Source organism: Micromonospora sp. NPDC049366, from assembly GCF_044466625.1.
Classification (GTDB): Bacteria; Actinomycetota; Actinomycetes; order Mycobacteriales; family Micromonosporaceae; genus Micromonospora.
The window spans coordinates 163,810-187,166 of the sequence record NZ_JBITMV010000002.1; the positions used below are offsets into that span (position 1 = coordinate 163,810).

General features: G+C 70.4%; 23 protein-coding genes and 1 pseudogene. 10 read left to right on the forward strand and 14 right to left on the reverse strand.

Annotated elements, in window-relative coordinates:
- Nucleotides 1–2: 2 nt before the first annotated feature.
- Entirely contained in the window at nt 3–380 is a 378-nt protein-coding gene (locus tag ACIBTV_RS04360; RefSeq protein WP_396702269.1) for a YciI family protein, read from the reverse strand.
- Between the two features lie 215 nt (nt 381–595).
- Here ACIBTV_RS04360 and ACIBTV_RS04365 point away from each other — a divergent pair, with 215 nt between their 5' ends.
- The 3 genes from ACIBTV_RS04365 (at nt 596) to ACIBTV_RS04375 (ending at nt 2,196) form a co-directional block, all read left to right on the forward strand.
- Nucleotides 596–1,093, forward strand: coding sequence for a DinB family protein (locus tag ACIBTV_RS04365; protein ID WP_396702271.1), 498 nt, complete (start codon nt 596–598; stop codon nt 1,091–1,093).
- Nucleotides 1,094–1,180: 87 nt separating this feature from the next.
- Nucleotides 1,181–1,672, forward strand: a complete 492-nt coding sequence (locus ACIBTV_RS04370; RefSeq protein ID WP_396702273.1) for a DinB family protein — start codon at nt 1,181–1,183, stop codon at nt 1,670–1,672.
- A gap of 77 nt (nt 1,673–1,749) precedes the next feature.
- A complete protein-coding gene (locus ACIBTV_RS04375) occupies nt 1,750–2,196 on the forward strand; it encodes a GNAT family N-acetyltransferase (protein WP_396702275.1) in 447 nt (148 codons plus the stop codon).
- A gap of 70 nt (nt 2,197–2,266) precedes the next feature.
- Here the strand turns inward: ACIBTV_RS04375 and ACIBTV_RS04380 are convergent, their stop codons facing one another.
- A complete protein-coding gene (locus tag ACIBTV_RS04380; RefSeq protein WP_396702276.1) occupies nt 2,267–3,109 on the reverse strand; it encodes a hypothetical protein in 843 nt (280 codons plus the stop codon).
- Nucleotides 3,110–3,178: 69 nt separating this feature from the next.
- A complete protein-coding gene (locus ACIBTV_RS04385) occupies nt 3,179–3,754 on the reverse strand; it encodes a GNAT family N-acetyltransferase (RefSeq protein ID WP_396702278.1) in 576 nt (191 codons plus the stop codon).
- 106 nt (nt 3,755–3,860) lie between these two features.
- Here ACIBTV_RS04385 and ACIBTV_RS04390 point away from each other — a divergent pair, with 106 nt between their 5' ends.
- The gene (locus ACIBTV_RS04390) at nt 3,861–4,613 is read left to right on the forward strand and encodes a phosphotransferase family protein (RefSeq protein WP_396702280.1); all 753 of its coding nucleotides are present in this window, start codon (nt 3,861–3,863) and stop codon (nt 4,611–4,613) included.
- A gap of 41 nt (nt 4,614–4,654) precedes the next feature.
- Nucleotides 4,655–5,152: a YcxB family protein gene (locus ACIBTV_RS04395; RefSeq protein ID WP_396702282.1), complete on the forward strand. Its 498-nt coding sequence runs from the start codon at nt 4,655–4,657 to the stop codon at nt 5,150–5,152.
- Between the two features lie 69 nt (nt 5,153–5,221).
- Here the strand turns inward: ACIBTV_RS04395 and ACIBTV_RS04400 are convergent, their stop codons facing one another.
- The 3 genes from ACIBTV_RS04400 to ACIBTV_RS04410 form a co-directional block, all read right to left on the reverse strand.
- Nucleotides 5,222–5,662: a VOC family protein gene (locus ACIBTV_RS04400; RefSeq protein ID WP_396702284.1), complete on the reverse strand. Its 441-nt coding sequence runs from the start codon at nt 5,660–5,662 to the stop codon at nt 5,222–5,224.
- A gap of 185 nt (nt 5,663–5,847) precedes the next feature.
- Nucleotides 5,848–6,684, reverse strand: a complete 837-nt coding sequence (locus ACIBTV_RS04405; protein ID WP_396702286.1) for an alpha/beta hydrolase fold domain-containing protein — start codon at nt 6,682–6,684, stop codon at nt 5,848–5,850.
- Nucleotides 6,685–6,734: 50 nt separating this feature from the next.
- A complete protein-coding gene (locus tag ACIBTV_RS04410) occupies nt 6,735–7,337 on the reverse strand; it encodes a class I SAM-dependent methyltransferase (protein WP_396702288.1) in 603 nt (200 codons plus the stop codon).
- Nucleotides 7,338–7,482: 145 nt separating this feature from the next.
- Here ACIBTV_RS04410 and ACIBTV_RS04415 point away from each other — a divergent pair, with 145 nt between their 5' ends.
- The 3 genes from ACIBTV_RS04415 (at nt 7,483) to ACIBTV_RS04425 (ending at nt 10,860) form a co-directional block, all read left to right on the forward strand.
- Nucleotides 7,483–9,525, forward strand: a complete 2,043-nt coding sequence (locus tag ACIBTV_RS04415; RefSeq protein ID WP_396702290.1) for a hypothetical protein — start codon at nt 7,483–7,485, stop codon at nt 9,523–9,525.
- Between the two features lie 161 nt (nt 9,526–9,686).
- Nucleotides 9,687–10,106, forward strand: a complete 420-nt coding sequence (locus ACIBTV_RS04420) for a hypothetical protein (protein ID WP_396702292.1) — start codon at nt 9,687–9,689, stop codon at nt 10,104–10,106.
- A 55-nt stretch (nt 10,107–10,161) separates the two neighbouring features.
- The gene (locus tag ACIBTV_RS04425; RefSeq protein WP_396702294.1) at nt 10,162–10,860 is read left to right on the forward strand and encodes a VOC family protein; all 699 of its coding nucleotides are present in this window, start codon (nt 10,162–10,164) and stop codon (nt 10,858–10,860) included.
- Between the two features lie 42 nt (nt 10,861–10,902).
- Here the strand turns inward: ACIBTV_RS04425 and ACIBTV_RS04430 are convergent, their stop codons facing one another.
- Both ACIBTV_RS04430 and ACIBTV_RS04435 read right to left on the reverse strand, forming a co-directional pair.
- Nucleotides 10,903–11,388 (reverse strand): SDR family NAD(P)-dependent oxidoreductase, encoded by a 486-nt coding sequence (locus tag ACIBTV_RS04430; protein ID WP_396702296.1) that lies wholly within the window; start codon nt 11,386–11,388, stop codon nt 10,903–10,905.
- 61 nt (nt 11,389–11,449) lie between these two features.
- A pseudogene (locus ACIBTV_RS04435) lies at nt 11,450–11,995 on the reverse strand (SDR family NAD(P)-dependent oxidoreductase); the annotation flags it as partial.
- Between ACIBTV_RS04435 and ACIBTV_RS04440 the strand changes: the two are divergent.
- Nucleotides 11,943–12,860 carry a helix-turn-helix transcriptional regulator gene (locus ACIBTV_RS04440; RefSeq protein WP_396702298.1) on the forward strand — a complete coding sequence of 306 codons (918 nt, stop codon included), beginning with the start codon at nt 11,943–11,945 and terminating at the stop codon, nt 12,858–12,860. The pseudogene ACIBTV_RS04435 and the gene ACIBTV_RS04440 overlap by 53 nt on opposite strands.
- Nucleotides 12,861–12,920: 60 nt before the next feature.
- Here ACIBTV_RS04440 and ACIBTV_RS04445 read toward each other — a convergent pair whose 3' ends face one another.
- Nucleotides 12,921–13,289, reverse strand: a complete 369-nt coding sequence (locus tag ACIBTV_RS04445; RefSeq protein WP_396702300.1) for a RidA family protein — start codon at nt 13,287–13,289, stop codon at nt 12,921–12,923.
- Between the two features lie 164 nt (nt 13,290–13,453).
- Between ACIBTV_RS04445 and ACIBTV_RS04450 the strand changes: the two genes are divergently transcribed.
- Entirely contained in the window at nt 13,454–14,302 is an 849-nt protein-coding gene (locus tag ACIBTV_RS04450) for a hypothetical protein (RefSeq protein ID WP_396702302.1), read from the forward strand.
- A 61-nt stretch (nt 14,303–14,363) separates the two neighbouring features.
- Here the strand turns inward: ACIBTV_RS04450 and ACIBTV_RS04455 are convergent, their stop codons facing one another.
- The 5 genes from ACIBTV_RS04455 to ACIBTV_RS04475 all read right to left on the reverse strand — a co-directional run bounded on the left by ACIBTV_RS04455 (nt 14,364) and on the right by ACIBTV_RS04475 (nt 23,302).
- The gene (locus ACIBTV_RS04455; RefSeq protein ID WP_396702304.1) at nt 14,364–17,588 is read right to left on the reverse strand and encodes a glycosyl hydrolase family 95 catalytic domain-containing protein; all 3,225 of its coding nucleotides are present in this window, start codon (nt 17,586–17,588) and stop codon (nt 14,364–14,366) included.
- A gap of 113 nt (nt 17,589–17,701) precedes the next feature.
- On the reverse strand, nt 17,702–19,756 hold the full coding sequence (locus ACIBTV_RS04460) for a DUF5010 domain-containing protein (RefSeq protein ID WP_396702306.1): 2,055 nt from the start codon (nt 19,754–19,756) through the stop codon (nt 17,702–17,704).
- 211 nt (nt 19,757–19,967) lie between these two features.
- Nucleotides 19,968–21,704 (reverse strand): ubiquinone-dependent pyruvate dehydrogenase, encoded by a 1,737-nt coding sequence (gene poxB, locus ACIBTV_RS04465; protein ID WP_396702308.1) that lies wholly within the window; start codon nt 21,702–21,704, stop codon nt 19,968–19,970.
- Between the two features lie 74 nt (nt 21,705–21,778).
- Nucleotides 21,779–22,180, reverse strand: coding sequence for a tautomerase family protein (locus ACIBTV_RS04470; protein ID WP_396702310.1), 402 nt, complete (start codon nt 22,178–22,180; stop codon nt 21,779–21,781).
- 21 nt (nt 22,181–22,201) lie between these two features.
- The gene (locus ACIBTV_RS04475) at nt 22,202–23,302 is read right to left on the reverse strand and encodes a hypothetical protein (protein ID WP_396702312.1); all 1,101 of its coding nucleotides are present in this window, start codon (nt 23,300–23,302) and stop codon (nt 22,202–22,204) included.
- Nucleotides 23,303–23,357 lie beyond the last annotated feature (55 nt).

Here is a 23,357-nt window from a genome sequence, read left to right on the forward strand (position 1 = left end):
GGTCACGTCCCCGCCCCGTTACGCCGGGCCTCACCGGGACCCCGAAACCGGTGCACCTCCTGCGGCCAGTCGAGCGCCTTCGCGAGCCTGCCGGCCCAGTACCGCGCCGCGGCGTCGTCGGGCACGTCCACGACGGCGAAGCCGCCGAGGTGCTCCTTCGTCTCGACGTACGGGCCGTCGGTGAAGACGGGCTCGCCGTCAACCAGTTCGACGCTGCACAGCGCGGTGGACCGGTCGAGCGCGCCGTTGCTGAAGATCAGGACATCTGCGGCCTGCATCTCCGCCATCACGGCACGGCTGGCGATGCCCTTCTCGCGCAGCTGCTCCGCCGTGTGGTGGGGGACCCACTCATCGTTGAAGGCGATCAGGTACTCCGGCATTAGCCGTCTCCTCTCAGTCCTCGACGAGGACTCTGCCGATTCTCCGCGCGTGGCGGCCGGCCCGGCCGCCGCACACACCTCCTCCACGAGCGGCAGGGCCCGGATACGACACCGGTCCGGAGATTTCTCGTTGGTGGACGATGATTCAGCGGCCCGCGACGGGCTACTCCGCTCATGGTCGAACCAGGGCAGGTCCCTGATTACACTCATGACAAATGCCGTCCTACCCGCCCACCTTCGCCGACCAGGTCATCGCGCAGCCGCTCGGTGCCCAGTTCGAGGCTTTCCTCGACGAGCACCGCGACGCGCTCGATGCCTGCCTGGACGGGCTGACCGAGGAGCAGGCGCGCCGGTCGTTGGTCGCCTCACGGACCACGTTGCTGGGCCTGGTGAAGCATGCGACGTTCGTCGAGAGGGTCTGGTTCGACGAAGCCGTCACGGGCCGATCGCGCGCGGAAATGGGCATCCCGGAGAGGTCGGAGGACTCGTTCCTCCTCAACGACGACGACACGATCGCCTTGGTCCGGCAGGCGCACCGCGAAGCCTGCGAGGCGTCCCGCCGTGCGACCGCTTCCCTGGGTCTGGACGACATCCTCCCCGGGCACCGGCGCGGGCCGCTTCCACTGCGGTGGGTGTATCTCCACGTGCTGCGCGAGCTCGCCCAGCACTGTGGGCACGCCGACATTCTCCGAGAGCAGCTCGTGAACGAGTAGTACGCCCCGAGGTCGTGGATCGTGCCGCCGGCGACGGCGTGGAGCTCACCTGACGAAAGCGTCGGTGGCGGCCGCTAACCTCCCGGCATGGTGCAGATCGATGTGGAGAAGGCCGCGCTGTGTGAGTTCCTCGACTATCAGCGTGCCAGTGTCCGAGCCATCCTCGCGGATCTGGACCAGACCTCGCTGCGCACGGCGGTCCTGCCCGCCGGATGGTCGCCGCTCGGCCTGGTGGAGCATCTCGGATATGCCGAGCGCCACTGGTTCCAGGAGGTGTTTCGCGGTTCGGCAGAGCCGCTCCCCTGGCCCGACGACAACACACCGCTCGTCACGACCCGCTCGTCGTCCCAGGTCTTCGGTTGGTATCGCGACCAGTGTGCGATCTCGGATTCGATCATCGCCGCGGCCCCCTTGACGGCGGCACCCGCCGGGCGACATCCGTTTGAGCCGCTGGCGTCGCAGACCACCGATCTGCGCCGGATCGTTCTGCACGTCATCGAGGAGACCGCGCGGCACGCCGGTCACCTGGATGTCGTGCGCGAGCTCATCGACGGGCGCACCGGGCTGGGACCACGCTGACGGAGCGGGCACCCCGATCCTTGTGTGGGTCGCGTCGCCAGGCGTCGCAACGCTTGACGCGGTTGCAAGATAGACCGATGGCGACGATACGACGGTTCGACGACGCCGACGCCCCCGCCGTGGCGGGCCTCATCGAACGCTGCCTGCGTGAGGTCAACAGCCGCGACTATCCGAGCGAGGTCATCGAGCGGATGTGCGACCACTTCACCGAACAACGCATCAAGCAACTCGCCGCCCAACGACAGATGTTCGTGGCGGCGGAGGACGGGATCGTCGGCACGGTTTCCCGCGACGGCAACAAGGTCTACACCATGTTCGTGCACCCGCGGGCAGCCGGTCGCGGCATAGGGCGGCTCCTCATGCGCCACATCGAGGCGCTGGCCGTGGCCGACGGCTACGACCACATGGAGACCGGCGCGAGCATCACCGGGCATGGCTTCTACCATCGGCTCGGCTACGTCGACGTCCGCTCCACGGAGACGGAGTTCGGCTTCAACTACATCCTGCGCCGCAGCCTGCCCTGACGGGTAGCAGCCACCGAAGCGAGGCGGGGGATGGGCCCTCATCCGCCGACCCTCGGTCCCGTCGTCACGGTCAGGCGAGGTGCCATGTCGCGTCGACGATGTCGTAGACCGCCGTGCGGTCGACCCGGCCCGGAAGCGGGTGGGCCAGTCGCCACGGCCGGGACGTGGCGGACAGGCTCACGGTCACCGTTGTCGGGGAGACGGTGCCGAGCGTCCCCACCCACTGCTGGCTCTCGGCGAGCATAGCGCCGACGAGGGCCTCGGGCGGATCCGACAGCTCCACCGACAGGGCGTCGGTGACCAGGGCCGATCCAGCCAGCAGGGTCAGCAGTCGACCGAAGACGGCCAGGGGAACCCTGCCATCGCCTGCCTCCACCCAGACGTAACAGTCGTCATGTCCGGAATACCAGAGGCAGCAGCCGGTGAGCGTCGGCAGGACAGGTCGGTCGTGACGGGCGGTTCCGACGGCAAGCGCGATCTCGTCCAACCTGTCCGCGCCGGGCGTCTCCGCAAGGCCGAGCATCGTCAATTCGTACGGGTACCAGCCGTCCAGGAAGCCGGGCAGGTCATCAGCGCGCATCACGAGGACCTCCTCGCTGAGCCCTACGACGCCGGCAGCCAGCTCACCCAGGTCGTGCGTCGAGCAGTCGACGCCCTGAGCCGCGGCGATCCGCGATGGCTTCCACTGCACGTACTGGTCGTCCAGGAAGCTGGTGGTCTCGAGGTCCACCACGACGACGGTGTCCTTCGCGGCATCGGTCAGGATGTCCGCCAGTTCGGCGGCCTGCGCCGCCGTCGCGTGAACCACCCAGCAGTCGGCGGCCTCGCGGACGCTGAAGCTCAGCGGGAACGTCTCGCGGTTGAGGCCAACGCTGTTGACCGAGAACGCGCCGTCACGTCGGACCTCGACCACACCGTCCCCTCCCCGCGAGACCCTGACGCTGCCCGCCTGGATCCTGCCCCCCCCGGCCCCGGGATGTCGTCAGGGCCGCTCGTGACCATCAGGCCGAGCGCTGCCGGCAGACCGAGACGCGACCCTAGCGGATCGGTCTGGCTCGAGGAATGGCTCACCGTCCGGGGGGACTGCCAACCTACGCGCGGGCCGGCACAACAGTTGTCGAGAGGACTCGAAGCTCAGCCGCTCATACACCGGCACCGCCCTGCGACCGGAGTGGACCGTCACACGCGCCGCCCCGAGGCGTGTCGCATGCTCCGACGCAGCCTCCACGAGTGCCGAACCGATCCCCTGACCGCGGTGTTCCGGCAGGACGAAGACGCTCTGAAGGTCCGCGGAGAACCGACCGGTCGCTCCGGGCCTCGGCACCCGGGGGAGGAGGGCGACCCAGGCCATACCGACGATCTCCGGGGTGCGGAGCCGGGCGACGTACGCCACGTGGGTGTGCCGGTGAGCGGTCCACCACTGCCCGACGTCGACTGCGAAGGCGTCAGCGGACGTGCTCGCTGGTTCCTCGTCGAGGGTGTCGCGCCACAGCAGCCGAGCCAGCCCCGTCACGTCATCCTCGTCGGCCTGACTGATCCTCACCGAAACGTCTGTCACCTGATGGGCCTCGCTCTCAGCCGCTCGTCACCTACGCCAGCATCTCGTGCCAGCGGGCCGGAGGCGGAGGGCTCCCAAAATTCCGGTGACGTCCGCGGTCGTCTCGGTGAGACTGGCCGACGTGGAGAAGGTCGAGGTCGTCGTCGGCCATCAGGAGCGCGTGACCCTGCGGGTCGGCGACGTGTTCCTGAAGGTCGACTCCGATCAGGCCCGCACCGACGTCGAGGTCGAGGCGATGGCCATGGCGCCGATCCCCACTCCGGAGGTCCTGTGGCGCAAGCCGCCCGTACTGGCGCTCGCCGCGCTCCCCGGCCGGGCACTCGGCTGTCTCGGCGAGCCGTCGACGGCGTCGTCCGCGGCGTGGGCCGCGGCCGGTGCCGCCGTACGGATGCTGCATGACGCGCCGTTGCCGCCGTGGCCCGGCCGCCGCGTCGACGAGATCGCCGCGCGCCTCGACGAGGAGTGCGAGCGGCTGGTCGCGAACGACGTCCTCCCCGCCGGCCTGGTCACGCGCAACCGTCTCGTCGCCGAGGCCGCGCTCCGACCGTGGACCCCGGTGTTCACGCACGGCGACCTGCAGATCACCCATGTGTTCGTCGACGGTGACGACGTCAGCGGTGTGCTCGACTGGTCCGAGGCGAGCCGGGGCGATGCCCTCTACGACCTGGCCATCCTGACGCTCGGTCACGAGGAGCGCCTCGGCGACGTCGTCGCCGGCTACGGCACCGACGTCGACCTGGACGTGATCCGCGCATGGTGGTCGTTGCGAAGCCTGCTGGCGATCCGCTGGCTGGCGGAACACGGCTTCGACCCGTTCGCGCCGGGCTGCGAGGTCGACGTGCTGCGATCCCGGATGTGAGGCGCCGCCTGAGCAGCGTCCGGGCCGATTATCGTTCTGCCGTGCACATTCGCTTTGACGTCCCCGCCGATCCCGCCTACCCCGGCCGCGTGGCCGCCGCGCTCAGCAGTGTTCGGCTGCGCCGGTTCGGCTATATCGGCGCGGTACTCACGGCGGTCGGGGTGATCGTCTTCGTCGTCTCGCGGGGTTTCGCGTGGGGCGACCGGATCGTGCCGCTGTGCACGGCGATGGTCCTGGCCGGCCTGCTGTCGATGCTCTACGCGCCGTGGGTGCGGTGGCGCGCCCGGCGCCGCTCCGCGGGCTACGCGGTCGAGGGCGGCTACGACATCACCGACGACAACATCATGATGCGCAGCGGCTCAGAATCCGGCGGCATCGCCTGGGACGGGGTCGCCAAGGTGGGAGACACTCCGGAGTTCTGGATCGTGTACGTCGGCCGGATGCCGGCGACCGTCATCCCACGTCGCCTGATGTCCGGCGAGGACGCGGAGACGTTGCGCGCCTTCATGGTCGAGCGCGGTCTGCTTCAATCCCGGTGATCTCGGACGTGCCGTCCGGGGGCCGCCGGCCCATTCCGGTGACCGATCAGCGCCGGCCGCGGACCTGCCTCAGCCGAGCTGTTCGGCCAGTCCGACGATGATGCCCTCCGGGCCGCGGACGTAGCAGAGCCGGTAGCTGTTCTCGAACTGTGCCAGGTCGCCGACGAGTTCGGCGCCCCGCGTACGCAGGCGGGCGACGACGTCCTCGATGTCGTCGACGGCGAACATGATGCGACGAATGCCCAGCGTGTTCGCCGGTGCGTCGCGCGGGGTGGCGCTGATCGCCTTCGGCGTGTGGAACCTCGCCAGTTCGATCCGGCCGTGGCCGTCCGGGGTCCTCAGCATCGCGATGTCCTGGCGGACGTTGTCGATCCCGATGACACGCTCGACCCAGCGTCCCTCGACCGGCCCCTTGCCCTCCAGCTCCATGCCGAGTTCGACGAAGAACGCGATGACCGCGTCGAGGTCGTCGACGACGATGAGGACGTTGTCCATCCGCTGGATCGTCATGCGGGTCTCCCTGGTCCGGTGCGGCCCGGCGGCGGCATCTGTTGGCGGGGACGGAGCGACCGGGCCGTTCTCGACAGACTGGCACATCTTCTCCCGCGGGGATTCGCGTGACGCGACGCTGCCCATCGCCCGCCCGCCGGCCGGACCGCGTCGCCGTCAGCGGCGCGCCGTCGCGCGGCACGGTCTCAAGGGATCAGGACGCGGCGGAAGTGGGCGAGCGTGGTGTCGACGATCGGCGTCAGCGGCACACCGACGAAGCAGTGGCCGGCCCCGGGGATCACGAGCAGTTCGACGTCGGCGCCGACGGCCCGCAGGGCGGCTGCCAGTTCCTGACTCTGTCCGACCGGCACGATCAGGTCGCGGTCGCCGTGCACCAGCAGCATCGGCGGTGCCTGCGGGCTCACGTACGTGACGGGGCTGGCCGCCCGCGCCAGGTCGGGGTGCTGCGGGACGGGACCGCCGATGAGCAGGGACTCCGGTGCGTCCGGTGCGTCGTGGTCGATCTCGGCGAGCGGGTGCGCCTGTCGTTGCATGTGGGAGAGGTTCGACGGGGCGTACCAGCAGACCGCGGCCCGGACGCGGCTGTCGTCGTCGGTCCCGGTGAGCGCGATCATCGAGGCCAGGTGCCCGCCGGCCGACTCGCCCCACACCCCGATGCGGCCGCCGTCCAGCCCCAACGCGCCGCCGTCGCGCCGCAGCCAGCGTACGGCCGACCGCACGTCGTCGAGTTGCGCGGGGAACCGTGCCTCGCCGCTGAGCCGGTACTGCGCGAACGCGACGGCGAATCCCGCGCGGAGGGCCGTGGTGAAGGGATCCGCGGCCATCAGCCAGTCGGCCGGCTGCTTGGGTGAGCCGTGCAGCCACGCGCCACCGTGGATGAACAGCAGGACGGGGGCCGGGGCCGAGGCGGCCGGGGGGACCGCGACGTCCAGGGTGAGCGGCCGGAAGCCGGCGTGCGCGGCCACCACGATGTCGCGGTGGAGGATTCGGTCCGCCAGACGCGACGGCTCGGGAATCGTCATCGGGAAGGATCCTCGCACGGTCGTGCCGAGCCGAGGGTGCGGGCGGCGACTCAGATGACGGTCGCCGCGATGGCGGCGTGCGGCCGATGGGCGGCGTCGTCGAGCCGTGGGAGGCGCTCCACCTCGGTGAACCCGGCGCGGCTCAGTCGCTCGGAGAACTCGTCGACGGGCCAGCGCCAGGCGGTCGCGACCTTGTGGTCGAAGGCGGCGACCTCGTCGCCCACGAAGATTCCGAGCACCAACGTCCCGGCCGGGGCCATCGCTCGCCGGAACCGGGCGAGCACGTCGTCGAGATCCTGCGGGGGTCGGTGGATCAACGAATACCAGGCCAGGATGCCGGCGACGGAGTGGTCGGCGACGGCGAGATCGTCGAGAGAGCCGAGTTGATATCTCCCGTCCGGATGGGTCGCCCGCGCGTGGGCGATGAACTCGGGCACCATGTCGATCCCGGACGCGTCGACGCCCAGCGAGCGAAGGTAACCGGTGAGGTGGCCCGGCCCGCAGCCCAGGTCGAGCACCGGGCCGGGCCGTCCCGCCAGATGCCGTCCGATGAAGGCGAGGTCGTCGGCGTGCACCTGCTCCCGGCTACCGAACAGCTCGATGTAGAGATCGGCGACGGATGCGTAGGCCTGCCGGACCTGCTCCTGGTTCACCGCGCGAAATATACGCCCGGGCCGGGGGAGCGGGGGAGACGCGGCACCGGGCGGCGCCCTTGCTGAGAATCCTTCACGAGCGTAGGAAGGACGACATCCATCACCGTCGTGCCGTGCTCCGACCCACCGTCCCGTGTCGAAGGAGATGCGTGTGACCACCTCCAGACGGCTCCGTCTCGCCGTGTCCGTGCTGGTGACCGCCGGCGCCGTCCTGTCCGGCGCGTCCACGACCGCGGCACCACCCGCGACCACCGGACCCGCCGCCGCCCAGCCGAACTGCGACCCGATCGACCCGGCGGCCTGCCTGTTGCCGTTCCCCAACGACTACTACACCGTCCCGGATCGGAGCAGCCCCACCGGCAAGCGGGTGCGGATCGCGGCCGCCGCGATGCCCGCCAACGTGCAGGGCACGCCGATCGACCCGACCGAGTGGAACCGGCAGGACGGGTTCAGCCCCGGCTCCCCGATCCTGGTGCGGGTGCCCGGCCTCGACACCGCGAAGACCGGGATCGCACCGGTCACCGACATCGGCCGCTCGCTGGCGCCGGACGCGCCGATCGTGCTGGTCGACACCCGGACCGGCAAGCGCACGCCCTACTGGGCCGAGCTGGACGCGCACGCCGCCGGCCAGCCCGACCGGCAGCTGCTGATCATCCGCCCGGCGGTGGCGCTGACCGAGGGCACCCGGTACGTCGTCGGCCTGCGCCGCCTGCGCGACGGCGACGGCTCCCTCATCCCCGCGCCGAAGGCGTTCACGGCGTACGTCACCGGTGCCGGCCTGCGCCACCGGGACGATCGCGCCCCGCAGATGAAGCGGATCCTGACCGACCTGACCAGGACCGGCGTGCAGCGGCACAGCCTCTACCTCGCCTGGGACTTCACCGTGGCCAGCCGGCAGGGGCTGACCGGGCGGATGCTGGCGATCCGGGATGGCGCGTTCGCCGCCCTCGGCCGGGCCGCGCCGTCGTTCACCGTCACCCAGGTGACCGACTACCCGCCCGAGCAGGAACCACTGATCGCCCGGCAGGTCACCGGCACCGTCGCCGTACCGTCCTACCTGACCGGCGACGGCGGGCCCGGCTCCCGGCTGCACTACGGCCCGGCCGGTGGCCGCGGAACGCCGCCGACGCCGAACGCGCTGCCCACACCGTCCGGCGCGACGGTGGCGGCGGACTTCGTCTGCAACATCCCGCGCAGCGCCTCCGCCAAGAATCCGGCGCACCTCTCCCTCTACGGCCACGGCCTGCTCGGCAGACCGACCGAGATCAACGCCGGCAACGTCAAGACGATGTCGAACACGTACGACTTCACCTTCTGCGCGACCAGCTGGATCGGCATGGCCGCCGCCGACGTCCCCTACGTGGCCGGCGCCTTCACCGACCTCAGCGCCTTCCCCGCGGTGGCGGACCGGTTGCAGCAGAGCTTCCTGAACTTCCTCTTCCTGGGGCGCGCGATGATCCACCCGCGCGGGTTCGCCGCCCATCCAGCGTTCCGGGACGCCACCGCGCGGCCGTTGATCAACGTGGCCGGCGGGCTGCACTACGACGGCAACAGCCAGGGCGGCATCAACGGCGGCGCGCTCACCGCCGTCGCCCAGGACTGGACCCGGTCGGTGCTCGGCGTGCCGGCGATGAACTACTCCACGCTGCTGCAACGCAGCGTGGACTTCGCCCCGTTCCAGACGGTCATGGACGGCTACTACCCGGACAAGGTCGACCAGCAGCTGATCTTCGCGCTGCTGCAGATGCTGTGGGACCGGTCGGAGGCCAACGGGTACGCCCAGCACATGACCGACCGCCCCCTGCCCGGCACCCCGCGACACCAGGTGCTGATGCACGTGGCCTTCGGCGACCAGCAGGTCTCGCCCGCCGCGGCGGAGGTCCAGGCGCGGACCATCGGCGCCCGCCTGCACGCACCCGCGCTCGCCGGCGGCTGGTCGCTGGACGTACGCCCCTACTGGGGCATCCCACCGATCCGCAGCTACCCGTACACCGGCTCGGCGATGGTGGTCTGGAACAGCGGCGCGGCCCAGGCGCCGCCCCCGACCAACCTCGCCCCGGCCGGGCCCGAGTACGGCGACGATCCGCACGAGTTCCCCCGCGCCCAGGCCGCAGCCCAGAAGCAGAAGGCGGTGTTCCTGCTCACCGGCAAGGTCATCGACGTCTGCGCGCGGAAGCCCTGCTCCTGACGCGCTGAACAATCGTGGCGTCGCGGCCCGCCGGGTTTCACCGACCCGGTGGGCCGCCTCCGGCTGTCCGGCCGTTGCGGCGATGGCGTCGGTGTCGCCGTCGCGCTAGCCTGGCGGCGCGCCGACATCGGCGTCCGATTCGGCTTCCGGAGGCCGCGCGGATGACCAAGCCCGCAGTGACATCCCACGATCTCGGCGGTGCGCCGCGCGCCCAGGTGGCGATCACCGTGCTGCTCATCGTCGCCGGTGTCCTCGTTCTCTTCGTTCCCGCCGGTGACGAAGGCCCGGTCCTGGTGCCGATCAGCGAAGGTCACGGCCTCTCCGCCGTGGACGGGATCGGCGCGGCGCTGCTGACGGTGGGCGGCACCTGGCTGGAAGTGCTCGTCGTACGCCGCCTGCCGCACCTCGCCCTGCCCCCGCGGGCCCTGTTCGGCCTCGGTCTGCTGGCCGGCCTCGGCCTCGGGCTCCTGATCGCCTCGGTCTTCTCGGGATTCTTCTGGTGGTGGGCGATCGGCGTGGCCGCGCTCGGCGTCGCGATCCTCGTCCTCGTGCCTCTCACGGCGAGCCGTCCGGGCCGTTGACGGGTCCCGATTTAATGCGTTGTTGCCTTGTCGGGCCGGTGCCTAGGGTGCGGTCATGCGACTTTTGGCGGTGACCTTCGACGCGCAGGACCCGGCTCGTCTGGCGCGGTTCTGGGCCGGTCTGTTGGGCAGGGACGCCGTCGAGGATCGCGGCGGGGTGCTCCTGCCCGGCGCGGGCGGCCAACTCGGCCTGCGGTTCCAGCCAGGTCCTGCGGCGCAGGTGGGGCCGCACCGGAGACTGCACCTGCACCTGACCAGTGCCAGCCTCACCGACCAGCAGGACACGGTCGAGACGGCCCTGAAGCTCGGCGGCAGCCACCTCGACGTCGGGCAGCTCCCGGAGGAGGAGCACATCGTCCTGGCCGATCCCGAGGGCAACGCGTTCTGCGTGATCGAGCCGGGCAACTCCTTCCTCGCCGGGTGCGGCCCGCTCGGGGAGGTCGCCTGCGACGGCACCCGGGAGGTCGGCGTCTTCTGGAGCGAGGCGCTGGGCTGGCCGCTGGTCTGGGACCAGAACCAGGAGACGGCGATCCAGTCACCGCAGGGCGGCACGAAGGTCGCGTGGGGAGGGCCGCCCGTCCCCCCGAAGCAGGCGCGGAACCGGCAGTGCTTCGAGCTCACCGTCGAGGGTGACCAGCAGGCGCAGATCGACCGACTGGTCACCCTCGGCGCCACTGCGCTGGAGACCGATGACGACGGCGTCGTCCTGATGGCCGACCCCGACGGCAACGAGTTCCGCGTGCGAGGGCACTGACGTCCGCTCGACGAGGTGCACCGCCGAGCCCGTCAGCAAGGGTCACGAGAGCGGGGAGGCCTCGCTGATGTCCGTGGTGGTGGCCAGGTCGCGGCCGGCCTCGATGTCCTCGGTGAGGCTGCGGACGCCGGCGGTGGCCAGGGCGTACGAGTCGGACCCGAGGAGCTGGTGCAGGGGAGCCCTGTCGCTCTCGGCGATGTGGATGATCGCGGTGGCGGCTCTGACCGGATCACCGAGCTGGGTGCCGGGCATGGCCAGATGCTCGTCGGTCATCTGCCGGACGGCGTCGTAGCCGTCGGCGGTCCGCGCCGGCAGCCGCAGGCTGTGGGTGCGCAGGAAGTCGGTGCGCAGGTAGCCGGGCTCGACCAGGTTGACGCGGATACCGAAGTCGGCGACCTCGGCGGCGAGCGCTCCGGTGAGGCCCTCCAGCGCGTATTTGGCGGCACAGTAGGCGCCCCAACCCGGGAAGGTGGTGAGCCCGAGGATGGAGGAGACGTTGATGATGTGGCCGCCACGGCGGGCTCGCATACCCGGGCAGAACCGCTCGTAGCACGTTCCAGGTGCCGAAGAGCTGCACGTCGAACAGGTCCCGCGCCTCGGCGTCAGTGACCTCCTCCACGGCGCCCAGCAGACCGTATCCGGCGTTGTTGACCACGACGTCGACGGCGCCGAACCGGTCCCGGGCCGCCTCCACGGCGGCGACGACGGCCTTCTCGTCGGCGAGCGTGATCGGCAGGGCCAGCAGCCGTGCCGTGTCGACGGAACCCAGCGCGGCGGTCAGCCGCTCGGTCGAGCGGGTGGTGGCGGCGACGTTGTCCCCGCGCTGAAGCAACTGCCTGACCAGCTCCAGACCGAGTCCGCGGGACGTGCCCGTGACGAACCAGGTCGCCGGTCCGGTGGTGGGGTACGGCATGAGATGTCTCCTCGGCTGCTCATCGGCGCGTCCCCGGACGGGGCCGCCACCCCATGCTGCGTCGGCCCCCGGGGCGGGGACACGGCCAGCCACGCCCAGCCCTACCTGGGAATGACGTGCCCACCCAACCGCTGGCGACCCCGCCTCCACCCGAGCCATCATTGAGCGCATGGCAGGGCGTACAGATCTGGGTGTCTTCCTCAGGAAATGCCGGGCCGACATGACGCCGGAGGCCGCCGGTCTCCTCGATCACGCCGGTCACACCGGCCGGCGGGTGCGTGGCCTTCGCCGGGAAGAGGTGGCCCTGCTCGCCGGCGTGAGCGTCGACTACTACACCCGCCTGGAGCAGGGCCGGCACACCAGCCCCTCGGAGGCGGTCCTCGACGCCCTCGGCCGGGTCTTCCAGCTCGACGCCGCCGCCCGCGCCCACCTCGTCGACCTGGCCCGACCCGCCCGCCGGAGCAGCGCGCAGGTCACCACCCAGCGGGTCCGCCCGGCGCTGCAGCAGATGATCGCGTCGATGGTCGACCACCCGGCGTTCATCGTCGGTCGCCGCACCGACGTGCTCGCGTCCAACACCCTGGCGCGTGCCCTGCTCACTGACTGGACCCGCCTGCCACCGCGGCACCGCAACTACACGCGCTGGGTCTTCCTCGACCCGGCCGCCCGCGACGCCTTCGTCAACTGGTCGACGGTGGCGGCCGAGGTGGTGGGCACCCTGCGCCTCTACGCCGGGCGCTTCCCCGACGATCCCTGGCTCAACGAACTGGTCGGCGAGCTCACGATCAAGAGCCCGGAGTTCCGCACGTGGTGGAACGGGCATCGGGTGCACGAGCGTACGCACGGCACCAAACACATGCGGCATCCGGCCGTCGGGGAGATCACCATTCGCTACGAGGGGCTGGCCTTGCCCGGCGACCCCGATCAGACACTCTTCATCTACACGACCGACCCGGGAAGCCCGTCGCACGACAACCTCCGCCTGCTCGCCTCCTGGGCCGCGGACCACGACAGCCGGGCCACGACGGGCACCGCGATGCCGACGCGCGCATCGCTCGACCCGAGCAGCGTGACCGACGCCGGTTGAGCGCACGCCGTCAGCGAGAACCTGCGACGCTGACGCCCTGCGGGGGTGCTGGATCTTCCCTCAGGCGGCGGCGACCGCTTCGATCTCCAGCAGCCACGCCTCGTCGTAGATGCCGGTGATGATGATGGTGAGCGCGGGGCAGTGGTCGCCGAGGACCTCGCGGCGGATGCGGCCGTTGGCTTCCCGGTAGCTGCGGTCGGACAGGAAGATGGTGACCTTGACGAGGTGACGCTCGGTCATGCCCGCCTCGCCCAGGACCGTCAGCACGTTTCGCCACGCCAGGCGGCACTGACTGTCGAAGTCGTCCGGCACGGTCCCATCGGGTGCCTCCGGGACCTGGCCACTGATGAACAGGACTCGGTCGGCGCCCGTGACCAGGGCGCCCTGAGCGTAGGACCAGGGCTGCGGATCGATGCTGGTGAGCTGCATGGCGGGCACCCTAAGGGTGGTGTCGCCGAAACGTCCAGCGACGGACGCGCCGGGCCCCCCACGGGCGCGTAACGCCATCGACGTCGGCCGTCATCGAATACGATCGCGGTTTCGCCACTCCCCGTCGAAGACGTCGGCGTGGTGGTCGGTCCACGAGGAGGACGGTGACCGAGAAGACGAGCGGTGCTCCCGCGGTCCTGCCTCCGGCCGGGCGTCGGTGGCGGCTGTCGCCGTCGTGGATGGCTGTGTTCGTCGCGGTCGTCCTCGTCGCGGTCGTCGCCAGAGGCCTGGCGTCGTTCAACAGCGACTACTACGAGGTCTGGATCTACAACGACGCGCAGACCGGCGAGGAGCAGCGCGCGCAGCTCATGGTCGACGTGTTCATGGCCCACACGTCCGGCTTCCTCTGGGGTCAGATCATCACGCTGCTCCTCGGCGCGTTCCTTGCCGTACGCCTGCGTGCACTGCCCCGGGCGTTCACCGCGGCCCTGTCGGCCGGTCTGGTCCTCGCGCTCGTCAACGTCGCTGTCGCCTGGCATTCGTCGGCCGTCAGTCGACGGGCGCTGACCCGGTGGGCCGAGAAGTCCCCGGGGGACTTCGGCTCGGACCTGCTCGCCGATGACCGGTTCCTGCAGGTGCTGACCGCGGGGCTGGCCCTGTTCCCCGTCGCCGCGATCGCCGGAGTGGGGCTCGGCAACCTGATCGCCCCACTGCGGCACGCGCCGGTTGCTGCCCTGGCGAGCCTCGCGGTCATCGCCACGGTGCCGTACGGCGTCCTCACCGCGGCCCTCGGTTGGCTGGTAGCCACCGAGGAGTCGGCACCCCTGGCGCTCCTCATCCCGATCGCAGTTCTGCCGCCGGCGGCGGTCACACCCGCGGTGGTTCGCACCGCCCTCGGTGACCACGGCGAGACCTTCACCCTCACGATGGTGGTCAGCGGCTTCACCTGGGCCCTGCTGCTGGTCAGTGCGGGTCTGCTCATGCGACGGCGCGGAGGACGCTCGGCGCGCTGACCGGCCAGGAGGCCAGGTGTGGCACGGGTGTCGTCGTGCCACACCTGGCCCGGCTCTCGGATCAGCCGTTGACGAGGGTGAACTTCTCCCAGGTGTTGATCGTGTCGCGGTCGGCGATCAGCGGATCGGCTCCGTAGTTCGGGGCGGTGACGTACTTGCCGTTGACCGCGGCCCGCAGACTGACCGTGCCGTCCGAGTTCCGGATCAACGCGAACGTCTCCCACGTGCCGATGGCGGCACGGTTGGCGATCAACGGTTGCGTGCCCTTCTCGGCGGCGGACACGTACTGGTTGTTGATGCGGGCCCGCAGGGCGACGTTGCCGTTACCCAGGTCGACCAGGTCGAGCCGCTCCCAGACCCCGATCGCGCCGGCGGCGGCGATCAGCGGGCCCGCTCCGGCGTCCGAGGCGCTGACGTACTTGCTGTTGACGACCGCACGCAGCACGACCGGGCCCTGCTGGCTGGGCGTCGGCGTCGGCGTCGGCGAGGCAGTCGGAGTCGGAGTCGGCGACGGGGAGGCCGTCGGAGTCGGAGTCGGCGACGCGGTGGTGTTCGTGCCGACGAGGATCCGCAGCGCGTCCACCATGCCGATGCCCGACGGACCCTTGTTGACGATGCGGATGGTGTGGGTGCCGTTCGTCATGCCGGTGCGGCTGAAGACCACCTGCTGGACCTGGCGCCCGGTGTTGACGTACAGGTTGACGTTCTTCTGGAACACGTCGTCGAGGTAGACGTCGACGCTGCCCTCGTCACCGTTGCGTTCGGTGAGGTATTCGACGCCCGTACCCACGAAGGTGTACGACGCGGCCGCCCCGACCACGGAGGTGTAGTGGACGTCGTCGCTGTAGTCACCCACGCCGCGCTTGTTCGTCAGGAGCCAGTTCTGGTCGTACGTCAGCAGGGTGTTGTTGACCATGGAGCTCTTCGCGTCCAGGCCGAGCGTCGAGGCGGTGCCGGCGAGGGTCTTCTCCACCTGGTTGGCGGTGCCGCGCAGGGTGGTGCCGGTGTAGCCGGACAGCGGCTTGGCGGTGCGCTCGACCACGTACGTCGTGTTCGCCGCGGTGGCGAAGCTGATCTCCGCGGCGGAGCTGGTGGTCAGGATCGCGTTGTCCGACGTGCGCCGCACCCGGACCTGCTGGCCGCTCCACGGGTTGACCACCGTGGCCTGCTTGCCGTAGAGGCTCTTGACGCCGACGTACTTGACGTCGCCGGCTTCGCGCTCGGAGCTGACCTGAGAGCCGTCCTTCGCCAGCAGGGTGAACTTCCCGACGAAGCTGGAGTCGGTCGGCACGGCCGGGAAGACCCGGATCTTGTCGTTGTACGACTGCAGCAGCGACTCGTTCACCGCCATCAGGTGGTTGCCGAGGTACTCGAAGACGCCGTTGTCGTTGGCGGTCAGGCCGTTCGGGTAGTTCTGGTACCGCTGCGTCAGGTACTTCATGCCCTGGAACGCCTCGTTGCCCAGGCCCAGCCGCGCGGCGTGCACGTGGTCGTTGGCCCAGATGTTGTCGTACGGGTGCGGCCGCGTCTTCCAGGTGTTGATCGCGGTCTGCTGGTCGGAGTAGCCGATGCCGGTCTGGTCGCTGGGCCAGACCAGCTCCAGTGCGACGTTCTCACCGTTGCGGATCTGCGCGGCCGGCGGGTCGTGCGGCAGGTAGGCGCCGTTCTGCACCTGGTACGGCGCGAGCTTGCTGACGATGGTCTGCCAGTTGGAGCGCAGCTCCGAGTCGACGCCGAGCTGCTGGCTGGCCGCGACGGTCAGCGGGAAGAGCATCCGGACCGCGGCGAGGTCGCTGATGGCGTTGCGGACGTCCCAGTACGTCTCACGGGCGTTCGAGGACGCCATGTAGTACTGGCCCTTGCCGGCGTCGTAGGAGAGCTTGTCCTCGTAGAACTTCACCACCTCCCGCATGAACGGGTAGGCGGTGTTCCGCAGGTACGCCTCGTCGTTCGTGTACCGGTACTGCAGGTACATCTGGTAGGCGACCTCGGGACCGGTCGAGTAGAGGTCGTTGACGAAGTCGCTGTTGATCGTGCCCCGGGCGTTGCCGTCCCAGCCCATCGTCTCCGGCACCCAGAGACCGTCGCTGCCGTACCGCGTCGTGGTGTACGCCTTCAGGGCGTCGTAGTTGCGGCTCCAGAGCCGGTTGGAGGTCGCCACCAGGTCGGCGTGGTTGGAGGCGTAGAACGAGTTGTAGATGGCGCGCTGGTTCCAGTGCCAGTACGCGTTGGTCCACTTGCTCTGGTCCTGCGTCGCCCGGAACACGCCGTTGATGAAGTGGAACGGGTAGTTCCCGTAGCCACCCGCGGCGATCATGTACGTCGCCAGGTAGTAGACGTTCTCCAGGTAGTCGGCGTCACCGGACCCGTTCGAGTACTGGACGAACGACTTCGCCCAGAAGTCGTGCCACCAGTTGCGGTAGCTGGTCAGGGTGTTGGTGTAACCGGTGCCCTTGACCGCGGCGAGCTGGTTGCGTGCCTGGCTCACCGAGTCGAAGTTCGGCGCGTTGATACGGCTCGCCGCGGTGAACCAGATGGTGTAGCTGGTCGTCGGGGTGATGGTCAGCCGCACCCGCCGGCCGTCCACGACCTGGGAGGTGAAGCTCGCCCCTTCGACGGTCGCGGCGAGGGTGTAACCGAAGTGGTTCGCGTCGGTCTGGCCACGGCTGATCCCGACACCGTTCGAGTCGGCGAACGTCGAGTACGTGCGCCAGGTGTTGAGGTCCGGCACGTCGGCGATGTTCTGGACCGTGTTCGGGTCCCAGAGGCTCAGGTCCAGGCCGATGCTGCTGACCCCGGTGCGGGTGTCCTCGACGTGGATGCCCATCACCTCGGAGTTCGGCGAACCCATGACGGTGACGGTGCGGTTACTGTCGTACTTCGTGGTCAGCGTTCCGTCGTACAGCGACAGCCGCTGCTGGAAGGTGGTGTACCCGGTGTCGAAGCCGGGGTTGCTGAACAGGTTGACGTTGCCGGCCGCGTAGGTGGACTGCTCGGCCAGGTCCACCCCGGAGACCTGCATCGACAGGCCCTTCTCGCTCCAGACCATCGCGCCGGTCCGACCGTTGCCGACGGTCAGGCCGTGCAGCGGGTTGGTGTTCGGCCGGTTGTAGACGACGTCATGCTTGGCGAGGTAGCTCGCGTAGTCGACGTTGAGGGCGCCGGTAGCCGCGTTGAACGCGGTGTCCGTCGCCGCGGCCGGGGCCGCTTGGGGCGGGGCGGTGGCGACCAACGCTCCCGCGAGCAGGACGGCCGCCGCCGCACGCAGCGGCTTGGTGAACTTCACGAAGATCCTTCCGATGATCGTGCCGAGGCCGCCGGGAGGGTCTCCTCCCGGCGGCCGGTTCGGCTGGTGTTGCACCGTGGTGCCGGAGTGGGGGCCCACGGCGGGCTCGGGCGCTAGGCGCTCGGCAGAATCCACTGCTGGTTGGCGCTGCCCGCGCAGTCCCAGATCTGCAGGCGGGTGCCGTTGGCGGAGCTCGGGCCCGTCGCGTCGAGGCAGCGCCCCGACTTCGGGTTGACCAGCCGGTTGTTCGCTCCCGCCTGCCACTTCTGAGCAGTGGTGCCGTTGCAGTCGTAGAGCTGGACCTGAGTGCCGTTGGCGGTGCCGGCGCTGGTGAGATCCATGCACTTGCCGAGGCCCCGGATGGTCCCGTCGGCGGCCACGGTCCACTTCTGGGCGGCCGTGCCGTTGCAGTCGTAGAGCTGGACGGCCGTGCCGTTCGCCGTCTTGGCGCCGGCGATGTCGATGCACTTGCCCTCGTACCCGACGATCTGGCCGGTGCGGGACGGGGTGGCCGTCGGGGTCGCGGACGCCGTCGGCTTCGGCGTGGCGGTCGCCGTCGGCTTCGGCGTCGCGGTCGCCGTCGCGGTGGGCGTCGTCGGCGTCGTCGCGACCGCCTGCCAGTAGTTGATGTTCAGCGAACCGCCGAGGAACTCCAGCCGCACGGTGTGGTACTTGCCGGCGGGCAGGGAGAACGTGCCCGCGTCGACGGTCTGGTAGGTCTGCCAGTCGCCGGTGTTCGGGGTGGTGATGGTGGGCCCGGCGACGCCGTCGACGACGAACCGGAACCGGGTGTCCGGGTTGGGGGTGGCGACGCGGGCCTTCAGCGTGACCGTGTTCTGCAGCGGCACCTCCTGCCACTGCAACCACTCACCGCTGGTGACGGAGCCCACGTTCCAGCCCCCGCCCGCGTCCAGCGACGTCTGGACGTCCAGGTCGCCCGCCCGGTACTCGCTCCACAGGTTGCCGGGCGTGCTGTCCTGGTGACTGTCGGCGGTCTCCGCCTCCACCCGCAGGTCGGTAGGGAACGGGTTGCGGGAGTAGCGGCGCAGGACGTTGAGCATCTGGTTGGGGTAGTCGACCAGCCGCTCGGCGTACGTGCCGGCCGCCATCCGCCAGACCGCCGCGTTCTCCTCCCAGTCGGTGAAGCCCTCGACCAGGGTGGCCGCCGCGCCCGCGTTCACGGTGGCGTTGAGGTTGTTGGCGAACGTCTGGCCGTGGTTGGGCTCGATGACCATGTTCGTGGTGTCGCGGACCATGCGGAACCCGGGCACCGCCACCCCGTAGCTGCGACCGTTGAAGGTCACCAGCGAGCGTCCGCCGTTGGGCATGTTGAACCAGGCGTTCATACCGCCGGCCACCGTGCTCACCGTCGGGTCGAGCTGCATCCAGGTCTGGTCGAGGTTGAAGAACGGGTCGGCGCCGAACTCCGCCTTCGCCCGGTCGCGGACGTACTGCAGCATCTTGGCCGCGTTGCCGTTGCCCTGGTTGACGAAGAAGGTGTTGCTCAGCGACCACTCGTAGACCACCGGACGGCCGTCGATCTTGAAGCGCAGGTTGTCCGGTACGGCGGTGAAGAAGGCGCGCAGGTTGTTGTCCCAGATGTACTGGTAGCCGCCCTCGCCGGTGCCGGTGGTGTCGGCCAGGTCGAACGGCGGGTCGTAGCCGCCGCGGTTGTGCACGGCCAGGTTCTTCCGGTCCGTCATCGACGCCGGCGTGTCGTCGAACGCGGCGATTTTGAGCTGGTCCGCGACGCCCCGACGGTTGATGGCCTGGACCAGCTCGGCCAGCAGCCGCGGGTCGCCGCCGCCGTTGGGCACCGCGCTGCCCGGGGTGTAGCCCCGCAGGACGGGGGCGACGAAGTCGACGCCCGAGGCCACCAGTTCCTCGACGTAGTTGTCCCAGAACTTGGTGCGGTCCGCGCCGCCGAGATACATCGGCAGGTTGAAGATGGTGTTGCCGTACCCGTTGTACGGGCCACCGTTGCGGGTGCCGTCACTGAGTCCGAACGTCACGCCGACCGGCCCGGTCGCGGTGGCGCTGCGACCGGGGAGAGTGGTGCCGCCGGTGACGCTGACCGGCGCGGCGGCGGCCGTCGTCGTGGTCACGGTCAGCGCGCCGGCCGGGAGCAGCAGCGCGAGGCCCAGCGCCAGGAGCGGGCGGGAAAGCACCCCGCGGGACCACCGCCGGGGCCGGTCGGCCGTCGGCGGCGGGTTGCCGGAGGGGGTAAAGCTCGGTGATCGGCCGGATCGCATCGGCGCGTCATCCTTTCAGCGGTGCGTGTTGTCCGCGTACACGACGGAACACGAATGGGTACGGTTCATCGCAATGCGCGACGAGGCCGGCCAGGGGTCGCCCGGCCGGCCTCGACGAGGGGTGTCGTTAAACTAGTGGAAGCTCGTGCAGGTTGGTCTTGACCAGCTCGACGATCTCGTCGCCCCGGCCGGAGAGCACCGTGCGCGTCGCGAACAGCGTGAAGCCCTTGAGCTGCTCGTACGTGATCTTCGGCGGCATCGCGAGCTCGTGGCGCGCGGTGCGGGCGTCCACGACGGCGGGCCCGTCGTGGGCGAAGGCGGCGCGCAGCGTCTCGTCCAGCTGCTCCGCGTGGTCCACCCGCGCCCCGAACAGCCCGGCGCCGCGCGCCACCGCCGCCAGGTCGACGTGGTCGAGCTCCGTGCCGTAGTTCACGATGCCGGCGGCCTTCATCTCCAGCTCCACGAATGACAGCGCGCTGTTGTTGAACACGACGATCTTCACCGGCAGGTTCAGCTGACGCAGCGTGACGAGCTCGCCGAGGAGCATGGTCAGACCGCCGTCGCCGCACAGCGCGACGACCTGTCGGCCCGGCTGCGCGGCCTGGACGCCGATGGCCTGGGGGAGGGCGTTCGCCATGCTGCCGTGGCTGAACGAGCCGATGAGTCGCCGGCGACCGTTCATGGTCAGGTAGCGGGCCGCCCACACCGTCGGCGTGCCGACGTCGGCGGTGAACACCGTGTCGGCCCCGGCGATCTCGTCGACCCGGGCGGCGACGTACTGCGGGTGCATCGGCCGGTCCGGCGGCGTCGCCTCGGCCAGCCGATCCAGACGCGCCCGTACGCGCCGGTAGTGGCCGGTCATCGTGTCCAGGAAGCCGCTGTCGCTCTTGGGCCGGAGCAGGGGCGCCAGCGCCCGGGCCGTGTCCTTGACCGTGCCCACCAGCGGCACGTCGACATCCGTGCGCCGCCCGATGTGCTCGCCGCGCACATCCACCTGCACCACCGGGACCTGGGGGTCGGGGTAGAACTGCCGGTAGGGGAAGTCGGTGCCGAGCATGAGCAGCGCGTCACAGTGCTCCATCGCCCGGTAGCCGGAGCTGTAGCCGATGAGGCCCGTCAGCCCGACGGTGAACGGGTTGTCGTACTCCAGGTACTCCTTGCCGCGCAGCGCGTGCACGATCGGGGCCTTCAGCAGCCGCGCGACCTCGACCGTCTCGTCGTGCGCGTCGTGGCACCCCGCGCCGGCCAGGATGGCCGGCCGTCGCGCGGCGTTGAGCACGTCGGCGGCGCGGGCCAGGGCGGCGTCGTCCGGGATCACGTGCGATGAGGTGCCGGTCACCGGGCGGGGGTGCGGGTTGGCCACGGCATCGGCGAGGAACAGCTCGCCGGGGATCACGACGACGGCGACCCCACGACGCTCCAGGGCGTTGCGCATCGCGATGCGCAGCAGCCGCGGCACCTGCTCCGCGGTGCTCGCCAACTCGCAGTAGACGCTGCACTCGCGGAAGAGTTCCTGGGGATGCGTCTCCTGGAAGTACTCGCTGCCGATCTCCTCGCGCGGAATGTGCGCCGCGATCGCCAGGACCGGCACCCGGCTGCGCTGCGCGTCGAACAGCCCGTTGATCAGGTGCAGGTTGCCCGGCCCGCAACTGCCGGCCGTCACCGCCAGCTCCCCGGTGACCGCCGCCTCGCCGGCAGCGGCGAAGGCGGCGGCTTCCTCGTGCCGCACGTGGGCCCACCGCACGTCGCTGCGGCGCAGGGCGTCGGTGAACCCGTTCAGCGAATCACCGGGCAGGCCGTACACGCGCTGCACACCCGATGCCGACAACGTGGCGACGATGGCGTCGGCGACTGTCGTACCCATGGTTATCTCCTGTGACATCGACAGCACTCGTCGCGGATGCCCGCCGGCCGGGTGCTGAGTCCTGATCGGTTCGGCTAGGCCTGGCTCTGCCGCGCCCACTCCGCTTCCTCGCCCGGCTCGGGCAGGAGCCGGCCGGCCTCGACGGCTGAGTGGGCGGGGCTGTCCTGGATCACCACCAGCACGTGGTCCTTGTGTACGCCGGTGATGCGGGAGGCCGCCGTGGCGATCTCCAGGGCGAGCCGGCTCGTGCCCTCCTGCGGGTGGCCCCGTCGGGCCCAGCCGTTCACCAGGACCGGCGCCCCGGGCTCACCACCGACGAAGACGTCGTCCGGCGGCAGCTCGGCGAAGACCACGTTGACGTACGCGGCGGGGACGTGGTTGATGGTGGAGTGGATCCGGGTGATCTCCGCGGCCAGGGCCTTCTTGGCCTCGGCCGTGAGGGTTCCCCGGGCGGTGGTGCAGGTGTACACGGGCATCTCGTGACTCCTTCGACTGGATCAGGCTTGCTGGGGTACGGGCGCTGACGGGGTCGCGTCGCTGCGGCGGGCCCGGCTGACGCGTCCGGCCGAGGCCGCCACCGCGGCGACGGTGCCCACGACTGCGTAGGTAACGAGCACCCAGACCGGGCGGGTGACGGCGTGACCGGCGAAGTAGACGGTGTTGCGTATCGCGGTCGTCGCGGCGCCCGGCGGCAGCCACGGGCCGATGGCACTCCAGAACGGCGGCAGCAGGCTGTACGGGTAGGCACCGCCGGCGCTCGGATTGCCGAGGACGACGAAGAGGGTGACGGCGGTGCCGACGCCGATGATGCCCATCAGGTTCTGCAGGGCGACGGTGGTGGCCGCGGCCGCGAAGACGACGAGCGATCCGAACAGCCACAGCGCGCCGAAGTGCCCCGGCAGTGCGTTCATGACCGGGCCGACGATGACGGCTCCCCCGAGCCCCGAGCCCACCGCGTAGAGCGCGAGGACTCCGAGCCGGATGACGGTGCGGTGCACGTTCGCGGGGCGCGCTCCCGCGGCCATGCCGAGAATGGCCGCGGCGAGATAGCCGCCGACGATCCAACCGAGGGCCAGATAGAACGAGGACATCCCTCGGCCGTCGCCGGCATCGGGTGGCCGGATGTCCACCACCCGCAGCTGCCGGTGCTGCTGATCCTCCACCGCCTGCGCGATCTGCTGCGCGGCGGTGGAGACCGCCACGCCGCCGGCGGACGCGACCAGCAGGGTGTCGGTGGTGCCGCGGACGTCCACCAAGATGGCCGCCTCGACGTTCCGGTCGAGGATGAGGGCACGGGCCTGCTGCTCGCCGGTGGTGGGGCGGGCGAGGACCGGCTCGCCGGGCAGGCGGTTGAGCTGCGCGACGAGCGTGTCGGACGCCGGGGCGGGCGCCACCACCGCGACGGGAATGTGATGTGGCTTCGGCGCGTGGAACGCGCCGATGTAGGAGAGGACGAACCCCATCTGCACCGCGAGGACGGCGACGACGAGCAGGACGGTGCGCGGGCTGACGGCGTCGCGTAGCTCGGCGCCGAATCGGGACCGCGGTGTGCTCGATGCCGAGCCGTCGCCGGTGTCGAATGTTGTCGTGGTCGCCATGTCGTCCTTCGTTGTTCAGCGCCAGGGAGGGCAGGTACGGAAGTGGTGCCGGGCA